Annotated in this window: 18 protein-coding genes; 10 read left to right on the top strand and 8 right to left on the bottom strand. The window is 62.0% G+C overall.

What is annotated here, in order from left to right:
- Positions 1–73 precede the first annotated feature (73 nt).
- The 5 genes from BLJAPNOD_RS02960 (at position 74) to BLJAPNOD_RS02940 (ending at position 3,865) form a co-directional block, all read left to right on the top strand.
- Positions 74–1,684 (top strand): phosphoenolpyruvate carboxykinase, encoded by a 1,611-nt coding sequence (locus tag BLJAPNOD_RS02960; protein WP_115418848.1) that lies wholly within the window; start codon positions 74–76, stop codon positions 1,682–1,684.
- Positions 1,685–1,798: 114 nt separating this feature from the next.
- Positions 1,799–2,233 (top strand): alternative ribosome rescue aminoacyl-tRNA hydrolase ArfB, encoded by a 435-nt coding sequence (gene arfB, locus BLJAPNOD_RS02955; RefSeq protein WP_115418847.1) that lies wholly within the window; start codon positions 1,799–1,801, stop codon positions 2,231–2,233.
- A 93-nt stretch (positions 2,234–2,326) separates the two neighbouring features.
- Positions 2,327–2,800: a peptidoglycan-binding protein LysM gene (gene lysM, locus BLJAPNOD_RS02950; RefSeq protein ID WP_077505429.1), complete on the top strand. Its 474-nt coding sequence runs from the start codon at positions 2,327–2,329 to the stop codon at positions 2,798–2,800.
- The gene (locus BLJAPNOD_RS02945) at positions 2,797–3,243 is read left to right on the top strand and encodes a hypothetical protein (RefSeq protein WP_244610868.1); all 447 of its coding nucleotides are present in this window, start codon (positions 2,797–2,799) and stop codon (positions 3,241–3,243) included. Before lysM ends, BLJAPNOD_RS02945 begins: the two co-directional genes overlap by 4 nt.
- A 10-nt stretch (positions 3,244–3,253) precedes the next feature.
- Positions 3,254–3,865 carry an alpha-ketoglutarate-dependent dioxygenase AlkB gene (locus BLJAPNOD_RS02940; protein WP_115418845.1) on the top strand — a complete coding sequence of 204 codons (612 nt, stop codon included), beginning with the start codon at positions 3,254–3,256 and terminating at the stop codon, positions 3,863–3,865.
- Positions 3,866–3,946: 81 nt separating this feature from the next.
- Here BLJAPNOD_RS02940 and coaA read toward each other — a convergent pair whose 3' ends face one another.
- From coaA to hisB, 7 genes are read right to left on the bottom strand one after another with little or no spacing between them, the layout of a single operon-like run.
- Positions 3,947–4,939: a type I pantothenate kinase gene (gene coaA / locus BLJAPNOD_RS02935; protein WP_115418844.1), complete on the bottom strand. Its 993-nt coding sequence runs from the start codon at positions 4,937–4,939 to the stop codon at positions 3,947–3,949.
- The gene (locus tag BLJAPNOD_RS02930) at positions 4,936–5,259 is read right to left on the bottom strand and encodes a phosphoribosyl-ATP diphosphatase (RefSeq protein ID WP_115418843.1); all 324 of its coding nucleotides are present in this window, start codon (positions 5,257–5,259) and stop codon (positions 4,936–4,938) included. Before BLJAPNOD_RS02930 ends, coaA begins: the two co-directional genes overlap by 4 nt.
- A 17-nt stretch (positions 5,260–5,276) precedes the next feature.
- Positions 5,277–6,053: an imidazole glycerol phosphate synthase subunit HisF gene (hisF, locus tag BLJAPNOD_RS02925; protein WP_077505437.1), complete on the bottom strand. Its 777-nt coding sequence runs from the start codon at positions 6,051–6,053 to the stop codon at positions 5,277–5,279.
- Between the two features lie 4 nt (positions 6,054–6,057).
- The gene (gene hisA, locus BLJAPNOD_RS02920; RefSeq protein WP_115418842.1) at positions 6,058–6,795 is read right to left on the bottom strand and encodes a 1-(5-phosphoribosyl)-5-[(5-phosphoribosylamino)methylideneamino]imidazole-4-carboxamide isomerase; all 738 of its coding nucleotides are present in this window, start codon (positions 6,793–6,795) and stop codon (positions 6,058–6,060) included.
- 29 nt (positions 6,796–6,824) lie between these two features.
- On the bottom strand, positions 6,825–7,475 hold the full coding sequence (gene hisH, locus BLJAPNOD_RS02915; RefSeq protein ID WP_115418841.1) for an imidazole glycerol phosphate synthase subunit HisH: 651 nt from the start codon (positions 7,473–7,475) through the stop codon (positions 6,825–6,827).
- Positions 7,475–7,945 (bottom strand): DUF2628 domain-containing protein, encoded by a 471-nt coding sequence (locus tag BLJAPNOD_RS02910; protein ID WP_115421108.1) that lies wholly within the window; start codon positions 7,943–7,945, stop codon positions 7,475–7,477. Before BLJAPNOD_RS02910 ends, hisH begins: the two co-directional genes overlap by 1 nt.
- Positions 7,946–7,969: 24 nt before the next feature.
- Positions 7,970–8,578: an imidazoleglycerol-phosphate dehydratase HisB gene (gene hisB / locus BLJAPNOD_RS02905; protein WP_115418840.1), complete on the bottom strand. Its 609-nt coding sequence runs from the start codon at positions 8,576–8,578 to the stop codon at positions 7,970–7,972.
- Between the two features lie 223 nt (positions 8,579–8,801).
- Between hisB and hslV the strand changes: the two genes are divergently transcribed.
- The 5 genes from hslV to BLJAPNOD_RS02880 all read left to right on the top strand — a co-directional run bounded on the left by hslV (position 8,802) and on the right by BLJAPNOD_RS02880 (position 13,779).
- Positions 8,802–9,359: an ATP-dependent protease subunit HslV gene (hslV, locus tag BLJAPNOD_RS02900; protein WP_077505445.1), complete on the top strand. Its 558-nt coding sequence runs from the start codon at positions 8,802–8,804 to the stop codon at positions 9,357–9,359.
- Positions 9,349–9,870, top strand: a complete 522-nt coding sequence (locus tag BLJAPNOD_RS02895; RefSeq protein WP_115418839.1) for a GNAT family N-acetyltransferase — start codon at positions 9,349–9,351, stop codon at positions 9,868–9,870. Before hslV ends, BLJAPNOD_RS02895 begins: the two co-directional genes overlap by 11 nt.
- Positions 9,867–11,171: an ATP-dependent protease ATPase subunit HslU gene (hslU, locus tag BLJAPNOD_RS02890; RefSeq protein WP_077505449.1), complete on the top strand. Its 1,305-nt coding sequence runs from the start codon at positions 9,867–9,869 to the stop codon at positions 11,169–11,171. Before BLJAPNOD_RS02895 ends, hslU begins: the two co-directional genes overlap by 4 nt.
- Positions 11,172–11,366: 195 nt before the next feature.
- On the top strand, positions 11,367–12,311 hold the full coding sequence (locus BLJAPNOD_RS02885) for a DUF1402 family protein (RefSeq protein WP_115418838.1): 945 nt from the start codon (positions 11,367–11,369) through the stop codon (positions 12,309–12,311).
- Between the two features lie 73 nt (positions 12,312–12,384).
- Positions 12,385–13,779 carry a cytochrome P450 gene (locus BLJAPNOD_RS02880; RefSeq protein WP_115418837.1) on the top strand — a complete coding sequence of 465 codons (1,395 nt, stop codon included), beginning with the start codon at positions 12,385–12,387 and terminating at the stop codon, positions 13,777–13,779.
- Here the strand turns inward: BLJAPNOD_RS02880 and BLJAPNOD_RS02875 are convergent.
- A complete protein-coding gene (locus tag BLJAPNOD_RS02875) occupies positions 13,733–14,353 on the bottom strand; it encodes a hypothetical protein (protein WP_077505455.1) in 621 nt (206 codons plus the stop codon). The genes BLJAPNOD_RS02880 and BLJAPNOD_RS02875 overlap by 47 nt on opposite strands.
- Positions 14,354–14,491: the final 138 nt, after the last annotated feature.

Here is a 14,491-nt window from a genome sequence, read left to right as displayed (position 1 = left end):
GTTTTTCAGCGAGCATGCAAGTATGTTCCGGCCAAATTCAACGCCAATGGCCAAACACGAAGGAAGCTTGACCATGGAGCAACTCGGCACTCGCAATGCAGCGAACGGCTTGGAAAAACTCGGCTTTACCGACCTGGAAGTGGTCCGGTTCAACTTTGAAGCCGCAGAGCTTTACGAAGAAGCCATCCGCCGCGGCGAGGCTCAGCTGACGGCGCACGGCGCGATCGTAGCGCGCACCGGCCAGCACACCGGCCGCTCGCCGAAGGACAAGTTCGTCGTTCGCGATGCCGCCACCGACGATCAGATCTGGTGGGACAACAACAAGCCGCTGTCGCCAGAACATTTTGCCGTGCTGCGCCAGGATATGCTTGATCATGCCAAGGGCATGTCGCTCTATGTCCAGGACCTGGTCGGCGGTGCCGACAAGGACAATGCCCTGCCGACCCGTGTCGTCACCGAGTATGCCTGGCATTCGCTGTTCATCCGCAATCTCCTGATCCGCCCGAAGCGGGAGGCGCTGGCCTCCTTCCTGCCGAAGCTGACGATCATCGACCTGCCGAGCTTCAAGGCCGACCCGGAGCGTCACGGCTGCCGTACGGAAACGGTGATTGCCTGCGATCTGACCAACGGCCTCATTCTCATCGGCGGCACGTCCTATGCCGGCGAGATGAAGAAGTCGGTGTTCACCGTCCTCAACTACTTGCTTCCGAAGAAGGGCGTCATGCCGATGCACTGCTCGGCCAATGTCGGTCCTGAAGGCGATACCGCTATCTTCTTCGGCCTGTCGGGCACCGGCAAGACCACGCTCTCGGCCGATCCGACCCGCACGCTGATCGGCGACGACGAGCATGGCTGGGGCGATGAGGGCGTCTTCAACTTCGAAGGCGGTTGCTACGCCAAGGCCATCCGTCTTTCGCAAGCGGCTGAACCGGAAATCTTCGCGACGACACGCCGCTTCGGCACCGTCATGGAGAACGTCGTTCTCGACGAGCACCGTGTTCCCGATTTCGACGATGGCTCGCTGACGGAAAATACCCGCTGCGCCTACCCGCTGGATTTCATCCCGAACGCCAGCGAAACCGGCACTGCGCCGCAGCCGCGCACGATCATCATGCTGACGGCCGATGCCTTCGGCGTGATGCCGCCGATCGCCAAGCTGACGCCGGAACAGGCGATGTACCACTTCCTGTCCGGTTACACCGCCAAGGTTGCCGGCACCGAGAAGGGCGTCACCGAGCCGGAAGCGACGTTCTCGACCTGCTTCGGCGCGCCGTTCATGCCGCGTCACCCGTCGGAATACGGCAACCTCTTGAAGGATCTGATCGCCAAGAACGGCGTCACCTGCTGGCTGGTCAGCACCGGCTGGACCGGTGGTGCCTATGGAACCGGTAGCCGCATGCCGATCAAGGTGACCCGCGCCCTGCTCGCGGCAGCCCTTGACGGTTCGCTGAACGCTGCCGAATTGCGCACCGATGCCAACTTCGGCTTTGCCGTGCCGGTCTCGGTACCGGGCGTCGACGACGGTATTCTCGATCCGCGCTCGACCTGGGCTGATGGCAATGCCTATGACGCGCAGGCTCGCCGCCTCGTCGGCATGTTCATCGCCAACTTCGCCAAGTTCGAAGACCATGTCGATGGCAGCGTTCGCGATGCCGCCCCCGGCACGAAGATCGCCGCCGAGTAAACATTGTCGGCTATGATTCACGTGAAACCCGGTCTTGATGGCCGGGTTTTGCTTTTTGTCGTTGATTGTTTTCAAGCGGTTCGCTCTGTGCGATAGAACGCTCAAGGAGCGATCATGGCCAGCGACCCTTTATACATCAACGAGCAGATCGTTATCGCCGGGTGGGAACTCAGCGAGCAATTCGTGCTGGCCGGCGGCCCCGGCGGGCAGAACGTCAACAAGGTCTCGACGGCCGTTCAGCTGTTCTTCAACGTCCAGGCGTCGCCCGCGCTCACCGATCGTATCAAGGCTAATACCTTGAAGCTCGCCGGTCGTCGCGCCTCGAAGGATGGCGTGCTGATGATCGAGGCCAGTCGTTTTCGCAGCCAGGAGCGCAACCGTGAGGACGCACGCGAAAGGCTGAAGGAGATGATCCTGAAGGCCGCCGAACCGCCGCCGCCGCCGCGCAGGAAGACCAAACCGACCCGCGGTTCGATCGAGCGTCGGCTGAAGGAAAAAACCGGGCGCGGCGAAACCAAGAAGCTGCGTGGACGCCCGACCGGCGACTGACCTGCGGTTGCGAAATCTTTTCAACCGTCTCTTGTCTTTTGCCGCCACGCGCCCTCTCTTATGCCAAAGCGACTTTTGCAGAAGGAGGGATCCATGGGCCTTTTCAGTTTTATCAAGAACGCTGGCAAGAAGTTGGGCATTGGCGGTGACGATGATGCACCGGATACCGAGAGCGTCCAGAAGGAACTGGCCTCGCACGACCTTGGCACCAAGGATGTCCAGGTCGAAGTCGTCAATGACAAGGTGGTGCTGAAGGGTGTCGTCAAGGACCAGACGGCGTTCGAGAAGGCTGTTGTTGCCGTCGGCAACACGCTCGGCGTATCCTCCGTCGAAGCGTCGGAACTGAAGGTCGCCGATGCCGGCGCAGCGCCGGCGCCAGCCAAGGCACCGGTCTTCTACACGGTCAAGAAAGGCGACAACCTCTGGAAGATCGCCGAGGCACAGTACGGCAAGGGCAAGGGCGCCAAGCACACGGTGATCTTCGAGGCCAACAAGCCGATGCTGAGCCACCCCGACAAAATCTATCCCGGCCAGGTTCTGCGTATTCCGGATCTGGATGCCGCGTGACAGCCCTGTCGATGCGTGCATTCTCGGGCGTCGTTCTGGTGGTCGCAAGTCTTGGACTTGCCGGCGCCGGCACCGCGCAAACACTGCGTGAGCCGGCCAAGGGTAGTTCGGAGCGCGCCGCGATCCTTGATGCCTTGCGGCCGGCGGTCGAGGCGGAGATGCGTGGCTCGGTCGAATTCGTCGTCACCACGATGCGGGCGGCACCGAACTGGGCCTTCGTCGTGGTCGAGCCGCAACGCCCGGGTGGCGGCGTTATCGATCTAGCCCAGACCGGCTTTCGCGACGAAGCCGACATGATGGATGGTTTGACGGTGTTTGCGCTCGTCAGCTTCCAGGGTGGCCGGTGGAATCTCGTCGATCACGTCGTCGGCCCGACGGATGTCGCCTATGCCGGGTGGTCCGAACGCTACGGCGTGCCGGCAAAACTGCTTGGGCTTGAGTGAGGGCAGCCTCATGCAGGTTCTCCCCAAGGGCATAAAACACATCCCCGGCTTTCTCGATCGTACCCGCCAGGAGCAAATCGTAGAGGCGATCCGCGGCGTGGTCGCCGAAGCGCCGCTGTTCGTTCCGGAGATGCCGAAGACCGGCAAGCCGATGTCGGTGCGCATGACCAATTGCGGACCGCTCGGCTGGGTGACAGACCGCGAGAAAGGCTATCGCTACCAGCCGCAGCACCCCGGCACCGGTAGGCCGTGGCCGCCGATGCCGGACATCCTCCTTGAAATCTGGAATGCGGTTTCGGCCAGCGACAAGCAGCCGGAAGCCTGCCTGGTGAATTTCTATTCCGAAGAGGCGCGCATGGGCCTGCATCAGGACCGGGACGAGCGCGACCTGGAAACGGCGGTCGTCTCGATTTCCCTCGGCGATAGCTGTCTGTTTCGTGTCGGCGGCAAAGAGCGCGGCGGCCAGACCATGTCCTTCAGGCTCGAAAGCGGCGATATCGTCGTGCTCGGCGGCGAGGGGCGTCTCGCCTTCCACGGCGTCGACCGAATCTATCCTGCTACGTCGACGTTGCTGAAGAATGGCGGCCGGCTCAATCTGACGCTGCGCCGGGTCAACCCCTGAAAGACGGCGGAAAGGCGCCTCCCGGATCGTGCCCGACCTGGCTGCTCCAAACCCGTTGCATGAGCGAACGGCGCAGATCGCTCACAGCTTGCGCAGCGCCACCTTCTCGGTGAGGTGGTTTGGCCCCTTCTGCAGAATGAGGTCGGCGCGCGGCCGCGTCGGCAGAATGTTCTGGTGCAGGTTCTTCAGGTTGATGTTGTGCCAGAGCCCTTCGGCGATCGCGCGCGCTGCATCCTCGCTGATGGTCGCGTAGCGATGGAAGTAGGATTCCGGGTTCTTGAAGGCCGTTTCCCTGAGGCGCATGAAGCGGTTGACGTACCAGCTGTGGATCAGGCTCTCCTCGGCGTCGATATAGATGGAGAAATCGAAGAAGTCCGAGACCATCGGCACGATCTTGCCGTCGGCCGGCAGGTTGCGCGACTGCAGGACGTTGATGCCCTCGAAGATCAGAATATCAGGGCGGTCGATGACCGTGTACTGATCCGGCAGCACGTCATAGGTCATGTGCGAGTAGCTCGGCGCCCTGACGTTCGGCTGGCCGGCCTTGATCGCCGACAGGAACCTCAAGAGCGCGCCGACATCGTAGCTTTCCGGAAAGCCCTTGCGGTCCATCATGTTTTCGCGCTGGAGCACGGCGTTCGGATAAAGGAAGCCGTCGGTCGTGACGAGATCGACCTTCGGGCTTGAAGGCCAGCGCGACAGAAGCTGCGCGAGGATACGCGCTGTCGTCGACTTGCCGACTGCCACCGATCCGGCAATGCCGATGACGAAGGGCGTCTTCGTTTCGGACATGCTGAGGAAGCGCTTGCGCTGTTCGAACAGCATCTGCGACGATTCCACATGGGTCGAAAGCAGCCGCGACAGCGACAGATAGATCTGCCGGACTTCGCCGAGATCGACCGGGTCGTTCAAGGAGCGCAGCCGCTGCACTTCGTCCGCCGTCAGCGTCATCGGCGTGTCGGCACGAAAGCGCGCCCATTCCTCGGCGGAGAAGAAATGATAGGGCGAATAGTCCCGTTTCTGGAGATTGTCCGGGAGATCGGCCACTTCGATGTCTTGCGCAGCTAGGGTCATGAATCCTGCCGATTAGCCTTTTCCTGCAGACCGGATTGGCTTGTCCGCCGTGCAAGTTCGTCAAGCACATCCTGCAACGGAATGTCTGCAATTTTCAATACGACCATCAGATGATAGATGAGATCGGCGCTCTCATCGACGAGATTCTGGCGATCGTTGCGGATCGCTGCGATCACGGTTTCGACCGCTTCCTCGCCCAGTTTCTTGGCCGCCTTCTGCTGGCCGTGTGCGACCAGTTTCGCCGTCCAGGATTCCTCCGGCGACGCCTTGGCGCGTTCGGCGACGATGGTCTCGAGGTCGGAAAGGGAAAAATCACTCATAACGAAGCCCTGAAAACTCAATCGAGACGCATGGCGATGCCATGTTCGGCCATATAGCGCTTGGTTTCGCCAATGCTATAGGTGCCGAAGTGGAAGATCGATGCGGCCAGAACCGCCGTCGCATGGCCGTCGCGGATACCGGCAACCATGTGATCGAGCGTGCCGACGCCGCCAGACGCGATGACGGGCGCCCGCACCGCATCGGCAACCGCCCGGGTCAGCGCGATATCGTAGCCGCTCTTGGTGCCGTCACGATCCATCGACGTCAGCAGGATTTCGCCAGCGCCAAGATCGACGACGCGGCGGGCAAAGTCGACCGCGTCGATACCGGTCGTCTGACGGCCGCCATGGGTGAAGATTTCCCAGCGGTCGTCTTCGCCGTCCTTCGAGACCTTCTTGGCATCGATCGCAACGACGATGCACTGGTTGCCGAACTTGTCGGCGGCTTCGGCGACGAAGTCCGGGTTCTTCACTGCCGCGGTATTGATCGAAACCTTGTCGGCGCCAGCAAGCAGCAGCTTGCGGATATCGGCCACCTGGCGCACCCCGCCACCGACGGTGAGCGGCATGAAGCATTGTTCGGCCGTGCGCGCGATGACGTCGAAGATCGTCTCGCGATTGTCGGACGAGGCGGTGATGTCGAGGAAGCAGAGCTCATCGGCTCCGGCCGCATCATAGGCGCGAGCGGCCTCGACGGGATCGCCGGCGTCGATCAGGTCGACGAAGTTGACCCCTTTGACCACCCGTCCGTCCTTGACGTCGAGGCAGGGGATTACGCGGGCTTTGAGGGTCATCGGCTCATGCCTTTCTCGCGGCGCGGATCAGCGCCAGGGCTTCCTGCGGATCGATGCGGCCGTCATAGAGCGCACGGCCGGAGATGGCGCCCTCGAGTTTTGCCGCATCAGGCGCGATCATTCGCCGGATATCGTCCATCGAGGCAAGGCCGCCCGACGCGATCACCGGGATCGATACGGCATCGGCAAGCTCCAGCGTTGAATCCCAGTTGATCCCCGTGAGAATGCCGTCGCGATCGATGTCGGTGTAGATGATCGCCGAAACGCCGGCGCCCTCGAACTTTTTCGCGAGCTCGATCACGCCGAGCTCCGACGCTTCCGCCCAACCCTCGACTGCGACCTTGCCGCCCTTGGCGTCGATGCCGACGGCGACCTTGCCCGGAAATTTCCGGCAGGCTTCGATGACGAGCGCCGGGTCGCGCACCGCCACGGTGCCGAGGATGACGCGGGCAAGCCCGTGCGACAGCCAGTTCTCGATATGCTCAAGGGTGCGGATACCGCCGCCGAGCTGGACCGGGTTTTTGGTCGACTTGAGGATCGCATCGACGGCGTCCCCGTTGACGGTCTCGCCGGCGAAGGCACCGTTGAGGTCGACCACATGCAGCCACTCGAAACCTTGTTCCTCGAAGGCGCGCGCCTGGGCGCCGGGATTCGGGTTGTAAACGGTCGCCTGCTCCATGTCGCCGAGCTTCAGGCGCACGCATTGCCCGTCTTTCAGGTCGATAGCGGGAAAAAGGATCATGTGTCTATCCGATCAGAGGTCGCTGGTGCTTACGGCTTCCAGCGCAGGAAATTCGAGATGAGGGCGAGGCCAAGCGTCTGGCTCTTTTCCGGATGAAACTGCGAGCCGGCCTTGTTGCCGTTGGCGACGAAGGCGGTGACGGCGCCGCCGTAGTCCGCCTCGGCAACGACATCGTCGGCGTTTTCCGCGGCCAGATGGTACGAGTGCACGAAATAGGCGTGCAGACCGTCGTCGCCGGTGCGAATGCCGTCAAACAGCGGGTGTGCGCGGGCAAGCCGCAGCGTGTTCCAGCCGATTTGCGGGATTTTCAGCGACGTGTCCGCCGGCTTCATTTCGACGACGTCGCCGGGAATCCAGCCGAAGCCATGGGTCGTGGTCTTTTCCAGGCCGCGTGACGACATCAGCTGCATGCCGACGCAGATGCCGAGAAACGGCCGTCCGGCCCCTTCGACAGCTTCTGTCAGGGCCTGCTCCATGCCATCGACGGCCGCAAGGCCACGGCGACAATCGGCATAGGCGCCGACACCCGGCAGCACGATACGGTCGGCGATCGCCACCCGTTCGGGCCGGTCTGTCAGGTCGATCTCTGCGTCGATGCCGGCTTCGCGTGCCGCCCGTTCAAACGCTTTCGTTGCCGAGCGCAGATTGCCCGATCCATAGTCGATAATGGCGACGCGCATCAGCGTTCTCCGTAGGATTCAAAAAGCCCAAGTCCGGGGCCGGAATTTGCCGGCGTCTGCCTCGGCCAGTCGGCAACTGGCCGAGCAACTGCCGTTCGGTCGGTTGAGGGCACATTCGCGAAGTAGATTTCTTCCGCCGTCTCGAGATCGCGCGCCGGCACGATGGAGCGCAGTGTCCAGTCGCGGGCAATCAGCCGGCGGACGATGAGCATGGGGCCTTCCAGCGCGACAAGCAGCGCGAGCGCCAGATGCAGAAGCAGCGCTGCCAGCACGCCACCGGCACTCGCCGAGAGAGAGATTAACAAAATCTGCAGAACAGCAACTGCGATTCCGAACAGCCACATCCGCTTGGCAAAAAGCCAGAGCGCCGGAAACAGAAAGGCGCCCCAGGAGAAGCCGTCTGGCACAAAGCGTGCCCGGTCATCGTCGGCGCGGGCGCCCGGCGGGGTCAGGATCATGTAAGAGGCCATGGTCATCAGCCAGATAATGACCGCTCAGGCAAGCGTACCCTTGGTCGAGGGAACGCGGCCGGCCTGGCGCGGGTCGATTTCGGTTGCCGTGCGAAGCACGCGGGCGACGGACTTGAAGCAGGTCTCGGCGATATGATGGTTGTTGGCGCCGTAGATGTTCTGGATATGCAGCGTGATCCCGGTGTTCTGGGCGAGCGCCTGGAAGAATTCGCGCACCAGTTCGGTATCGAACGTGCCGATCTTCGGCGACGTGAAGGCGACGTTCCAGACGAGGAACGGACGGCCGGAGACATCGACAGCGGCACGTGTCATCGTCTCGTCCATGGCAAGGTCGAGCGAGGCGTAGCGGGTAATGCCGCGCCGGTCGCCCAGCGCCTTGGCTATCGCCTGGCCGATGGCAATGCCGGTGTCTTCGACCGTGTGGTGATCGTCGACGTGCAGGTCGCCGTCGGTCTTGATCTCCATGTCGATCAGCGAATGTCGGGAAAGCTGGTCCAGCATGTGGTCGAAGAAGCCGACACCCGTCGCAATCTTCGAGGTTCCGGTTCCGTCGATGTTGACGGATACGGACACGGCCGTTTCATTCGTCTTTCGCGAAACTTGGCCGGTGCGGCTGGACGTGGCTTCTGCCATCAGGCTCTCCTGTATGCGCTGGAGCCGCTCCTTATCAGGGGAGAGGGAAAATATCCAGAACCGCCGCGGAGAATAGATCGATTCGGCGAGGGCCTCGATTTACGGTCAACTGCATGGCTCACCGGGATTTGCAATCGCGCAAGAGGCACTTACATAGGCTTCAAGCAAACAGGCTCGTTCGAGCCCCCAACGCCCCTGGTTCTGGGGCCGACAGGTATCTTCAATGAGTGAACACAATCCCTACGGAACGATGCATGCGACCACCATCATCACGGTGCGCAAGGACGGCAAGGTGGTGATGGCCGGCGACGGCCAGGTCAGTCTTGGCCAGACGGTAATGAAGAGCAATGCCCGCAAGGTCAGACGGCTGGCCAAGGGCGACGTGATCGCCGGCTTTGCCGGAGCGACGGCCGACGCCTTCACGCTTCTGGAGCGGCTTGAAGCCAAGCTCGAACAATACCCCGACCAGCTCATGCGGGCGGCCGTGGAACTCGCCAAGGACTGGCGCACCAACAAGTATCTGCGCAATCTCGAAGCGATGATGCTGGTCGCCGACAAGTCGATCACGCTGGCGATCACCGGCAACGGCGACGTGCTCGAGCCGGAACATGGAACGATCGCCATCGGTTCGGGGGGCAACTACGCCTTTGCTGCGGCCCGCGCCCTGATGGACAGCGACAAGTCGGCCGAGGAAGTCGCGCGCCGGGCGCTCGAAATCGCAGGCGACATCTGCGTCTATACCAACCACAATATCGTGGTGGAGACGCTGGATGCCCAATGATCAGGCCCATGTCAGCTTCGAACGGGTGGCCGATGACCACCTGCCGATGCTGCATGCCTGGCTGAGCGAGCCGCATGTGCGGCAATGGTGGGGTGATCCGGACAAGGAAGTCGCGTTGATCCGCGACGGCTGTGCGACGGGCGAGGTGGATGGCTTCATCTTCCATGTCGCAGGCGAGCCTGCCGGCTACATCCAGTCCTGGACACCGTCCGAATACGACGAAGAGCCGTGGGCGAAGGATCTGCCCGGCAATGTCCCCGGCGTCGATATCTTCATCGGCCCGCCGGAGATGACCGGCAAGGGCGTCGCGACATTGGCGCTCCGGGCCTTCGCGGAAACGCTTTTTGCCTCCGGCGCGCCGCGGATCGTGATCGATCCCGATGCCGGCAACAGAAGGGCCGTCCGGGCCTATGCGAAAGCGGGCTTCGTGCCCTTTGGCGAATGGATAGATGCATCCGGCCGCACGCTCCTGATGGAGCTGACGCGGACCGAGTTTGAGAGGACTACATGAGTACTTTTTCACCCAGGGAAATCGTGTCGGAACTCGACCGGTTCATCATCGGCCAAAATGACGCCAAGCGCGCGGTGGCGATCGCGCTGCGCAACCGCTGGCGGCGCCAGCAGCTCGGCGACGAACTGCGCGATGAGGTCATGCCGAAGAACATCCTGATGATCGGGCCGACCGGTGTCGGCAAGACGGAGATCTCCCGCCGTCTGGCAAAGCTCGCCGGCGCGCCTTTCGTCAAGGTCGAGGCGACGAAGTTTACCGAAGTCGGTTATGTTGGCCGCGACGTCGAACAGATTATCCGTGACCTCGTCGAGGTCGGCATCGGTCTTGTGCGCGAAAAGCGCCGGGCCGAGGTCAAGGCCAAGGCGCACCAGAATGCCGAGGAGCGCGTTCTCGATGCGCTGGTCGGCGCCACGGCCTCGCCGGCCACGCGTGACAGCTTCCGCAAGAAGCTGCGCGCCAACGAACTGGACGACAAGGAGATCGAGGTCGATGTCGCCGAGACCGGTGCGCCGGGCGGCTTCGAGATTCCGGGCATGCCGGGTGCCAATATCGGCGTGCTCAACCTGTCGGAAATGTTCGGCAAGGCGATGGGCGCCCGCACGAAGAAGGTCAAGACGACCGTCAAGGCTTCCTACGACGTGCTCGTCAACGACGAGTCCGACAAGCTGCTCGACAATGAGCAGATCCAGCGCGAGGCGGTGAGGGCGGTCGAGGACGATGGCATCGTCTTCCTCGACGAGATCGACAAGATCGCGTCGCGTGAAGGCGGCATGGGCGCCGGCGTGTCGCGCGAAGGCGTGCAGCGGGACCTCTTGCCGCTGGTCGAAGGCACGACGGTGGCGACGAAGTATGGACCGGTGAAGACCGATCACATTCTCTTCATCGCCTCGGGTGCGTTCCACGTGTCGAAACCATCAGATCTTCTGCCCGAACTTCAGGGCCGCTTGCCGATCCGCGTCGAGCTGCGGGCTCTGACCAAGGAAGATTTCCGCCGCATCCTGACGGAGACCGAGGCAAGCCTCATCCGCCAGTACAAGGCGCTGCTTGAGACGGAAGAAGTGAAGCTCGACTTCACCGACGATGCCATCGATGCGCTCGCCGGCGTGGCAGTCCAGCTCAACTCGAGCGTCGAGAACATCGGCGCGCGCCGCCTGCAGACGGTGATGGAGCGCGTGCTGGATGAGATCTCGTTCAACGCTCCGGATAGTGCCGGCCAGGCGGTGACGATCGATGCGGAATATGTCCGCAAGCATGTCGGCGATCTCGCTGCCAACACGGATCTGTCGCGCTACATCCTGTAGCTCTAGTCATAGCGGCGAACCTTCGCCGTCAAGCAACTCTGAAGAAGAAAGGCGCCTGTCTCTCGACAGGCGCCTTCATTTTTTCTAACACGGTCGAGCAATCGATTATAGCGGGAGGCATCTTTCCGACATGATCTTGTCGTAGGAGCCGCGCCGCCGGATAGGCGTCTCCACCGTTCACAGGAAGAAGAGATCGTGCGTTTTACCGCCTGCATGCTCGCTATCGCCACGTTTTGCCTGACTGCAGGCCAGACGATGGCGGCCAACGTTGTTCCGCCGGGCAACCGGAATGTCGAACAACCCGGCATCCCGGGCGCATCCGTTCGCCGCACCAAGGCGGGTCGCACCTCGTTCGACGCCAAATTCGACAAAGTGCGGGATCTGCTTGCCAACGACAAGCAGCTGATGGCCAAGATCAAGTCGACATCGCGCGCCTATGGCATCGCCCCGATCCACATGATCGGCGCCATCGTCGGCGAACACACCTACAATGTCGACGCCTACGACCGGCTGCAGTCCTATTACGTCAAGGCCGCCGCCTATGCCGGCAACAGCTTCCAGTTCGGCTATGACGGCGAGACGGTTGCCGAGTTCGTCGCCCGCCCGCAGTTTGCCGACTGCACCGGAAAGAAAAGCTCCTATTCATTGTGGAGCTGCCGCGAGCGGGTCTGGGACAACGAATTCCGCGGCAAGTCCGTCGGCGGCAAGTCTTTCCCGAACAACCGTTTCAGCGCGGCGTTCTTCCAGCCGTTCTTTGCCGGCCAGACCTTCGGTCTCGGCCAGATCAATCCGCTGACGGCCCTGATGCTGACCGATCTCGTCGCCAAGACGTCGGGTTACGAGCGGCTGGACGAGACCAATGCGGCCGGCGTCTATGAAGCGATCATGGATCCGGATGTCTCGCTTGCCTACATGGCCGCCTCGATCCGCCACTCGATCGACGTCTACAAGTCCGTTGCCGGCGTCGATATTTCAGGAAATCCCGGCATCACCGCGACGCTCTACAATATTGGCAATCCCGATAATCGCGCAGCCGCGCTTGCCGCCAGGAACCAGGGCGGGGAGACCCAGTGGCCGGAGGAAAACTATTACGGCTGGCTGGTCAACGACAAGCTTGCGGAGCTCGAACGCCTGCTGTGATTCAACGGAAGCCCTTTCCTTGATTGCGCCGTAAAAACCTGAAATCCTGGCGCAATCGAGAAAGGCAATCACCATGGACATGCGTCCGGAGCCGTTCGAACCACCGGCTCCCACACCCCGGGTCGGCGTGCCGTCCTACCTGAAGATCATCAAGACCGTTCTGCGCAATCCGCTCGAACTCTGGGGCGAGCCGTCCTACACGCTGCCGTGGATCGAGACGAAGTTCATCACCCAGCGCACCCTGATCGTCAACGATCCCGGCCTCATCCGCTACATCCTCGTCGAAAACGTCAGCAATTATGAGATGTCGAAGGTCAGGCGACTGATCCTGCGCCCGATCCTGCGCGACGGTTTGCTGACCGCCGAAGGCGAGATCTGGAAGCGATCGCGGAAAGCCATCGCGCCGGTGTTCACGCCGCGCCACGCCAAGGGATTTGCCGGCCAGATGCTGCGCCGGTCGGAAGAATTCGTCGAGCGCTATGCGCCGGCGAAGCTGAAACCGTTCACCACCAATGTCGCCAGCGATATGACCGAGCTGACCTTCGATATCCTGGCGGAAACGCTGTTTTCCGGCGAGGTCGCCGTCGAAAGGGAGGGCTTCGTCCAGAGTGTCGAAGAACTTCTGCACCGTATGGGCCGCGTCGATCCGATGGACATACTGCTAGCGCCCGAATGGGTGCCGCGATTGACCCGCATCGGCGGCAAGAAGGTGATGAACCGCTTCCGTACCATCGTTTCGGAAACGATGGCATTGAGGCGAAAGCGCATGGCGACGGATCCGGCCGGCACGCCCAATGATTTCCTCACCTTGCTTCTGCAGACTGAGGGCGCAAACGGTCTTTCGACCGCCGAGATCGAGGATAACATTCTCACCTTCATCGGTGCCGGCCATGAGACCACCGCCCGGGCACTCGCCTGGACACTCTATTGCATCGCCAACACGCCAGCTTTCCGCGAGAAGATGGAGGCGGAAATCGACAGCGTGATGAAGAGCGGTGCCGAACCGGTCGAGTGGCTGACCCTGATGCCGCATGTGCTGGCCGCCTTCGAGGAGGCGATGCGGCTCTATCCGCCGGCGCCGTCGATCAATCGCGCTGCCATCGAGGATGACGAGTGGACGTCGCCGACCGGCGAGCGCGTGAAGATACCCAAGGGCATCGCCGTTCTTGTGATGCCGTGGACGCTGCATCGCCACGTTCTCTACTGGGATCGGCCACGCGCTTTCATGCCCGAGCGCTTCCTGCCGGAAAACCGCGAGAAGCTGCACCGCTTCCAGTATCTGCCGTTCGGTGCCGGGCCGCGCATCTGCATCGGCGCGACCTTCGCGCTGCAGGAGGCAGTCATCGCGCTAGCCGTGCTGATGCACAGCTTCCGCTTCGACGTCACCGACGAGACGAAACCCTGGCCGGTGCAGCGGTTGACTACTCAACCGCGGGGCGGCTTGCCGATGCGGGTTTCGGCTCGCTGAAGGTCTTGCCGGGAATGGGCGATTGCACGCCGCGCACCGGTGAATCCGCCGGCATCGGCTGTGGTAACTGCTTCGATGGTTTCTTGATCGTCTTGATCGCCGCGCAGGTCGCGTCCCCGACATTGTCGCAGGGCTTGTAGACGACAATCTCGCTGCCGGCGCCGTCGTCCCACACCGCCTGGATCGTCAGCGTCCTGGCTTCATTGGCGGCAAGCGAGATGTAGACATATTCGGCGGTTTCGTCTGCGGGCAGGTTGAAGGGGATCTGCGGATTGCATTTCGCCAGAGGGAAGCGCCTGTCGAGCGCGTCCGAATTGATCGAGTAGCGGATTTCCGATAGCCGGCAATGCATCGTCTGCAAAGCGGTAAAATAGATCAGCTGTCGGTCGTCGTAATTGCGAAACTGGATCCAGCCGGTCTGCTTGTTGGCGTCGAGCATCGCCTTGTAGATCGAGACATCGGGCAATTGAGGTTTGTATTCCTCTTCCTCGGCGTCCTGCGCACCACCCGGCTGGGCAAACAGCAGCCCGGCGGCAAGAATGCCGGCAATGGCCGAACCCCTGGAAAATCTCATGCCGCTCTCCCGTTCGTGTCGTGTCGCACCGGTGACCGCGAATGTCCTCGACACGATGGCCTTCTCATCCGATATGTCATATCACCGGATCGATCCCCAATGAACCCGGGGCTGCCCCGACCGAAACACTGGACTGGT

Origin of the sequence: Ensifer sp. M14, assembly GCF_003355565.1 — a bacterium.
GTDB lineage: Bacteria > Pseudomonadota > Alphaproteobacteria > Rhizobiales > Rhizobiaceae > Ensifer.
Note: the sequence above shows the minus strand (reverse complement) of the source record. Positions and strands in the feature narration are given on the sequence as shown.

Bases quoted from the DNA above. Each gene is read 5' to 3' on its own strand.
- BLJAPNOD_RS02960 (WP_115418848.1), top strand. From the start codon at position 74: ATGGAGCAACTCGGCACTCGCAATGCAGCGAACGGCTTGGAAAAACTC.
- arfB (WP_115418847.1), top strand. From the start codon at position 1,799: ATGGCCAGCGACCCTTTATACATCAACGAGCAGATCGTTATCGCCGGG.
- lysM (WP_077505429.1), top strand. From the start codon at position 2,327: ATGGGCCTTTTCAGTTTTATCAAGAACGCTGGCAAGAAGTTGGGCATT.
- BLJAPNOD_RS02940 (WP_115418845.1), top strand. From the start codon at position 3,254: ATGCAGGTTCTCCCCAAGGGCATAAAACACATCCCCGGCTTTCTCGAT.
- coaA (WP_115418844.1), bottom strand. From the start codon at position 4,939: ATGACCCTAGCTGCGCAAGACATCGAAGTGGCCGATCTCCCGGACAAT.
- BLJAPNOD_RS02930 (WP_115418843.1), bottom strand. From the start codon at position 5,259: ATGAGTGATTTTTCCCTTTCCGACCTCGAGACCATCGTCGCCGAACGC.
- hisF (WP_077505437.1), bottom strand. From the start codon at position 6,053: ATGACCCTCAAAGCCCGCGTAATCCCCTGCCTCGACGTCAAGGACGGA.
- hisA (WP_115418842.1), bottom strand. From the start codon at position 6,795: ATGATCCTTTTTCCCGCTATCGACCTGAAAGACGGGCAATGCGTGCGC.
- hisH (WP_115418841.1), bottom strand. From the start codon at position 7,475: ATGCGCGTCGCCATTATCGACTATGGATCGGGCAATCTGCGCTCGGCA.
- BLJAPNOD_RS02910 (WP_115421108.1), bottom strand. From the start codon at position 7,945: ATGGCCTCTTACATGATCCTGACCCCGCCGGGCGCCCGCGCCGACGAT.
- hisB (WP_115418840.1), bottom strand. From the start codon at position 8,578: ATGGCAGAAGCCACGTCCAGCCGCACCGGCCAAGTTTCGCGAAAGACG.
- hslV (WP_077505445.1), top strand. From the start codon at position 8,802: ATGAGTGAACACAATCCCTACGGAACGATGCATGCGACCACCATCATC.
- BLJAPNOD_RS02895 (WP_115418839.1), top strand. From the start codon at position 9,349: ATGCCCAATGATCAGGCCCATGTCAGCTTCGAACGGGTGGCCGATGAC.
- hslU (WP_077505449.1), top strand. From the start codon at position 9,867: ATGAGTACTTTTTCACCCAGGGAAATCGTGTCGGAACTCGACCGGTTC.
- BLJAPNOD_RS02880 (WP_115418837.1), top strand. From the start codon at position 12,385: ATGGACATGCGTCCGGAGCCGTTCGAACCACCGGCTCCCACACCCCGG.
- BLJAPNOD_RS02875 (WP_077505455.1), bottom strand. From the start codon at position 14,353: ATGAGATTTTCCAGGGGTTCGGCCATTGCCGGCATTCTTGCCGCCGGG.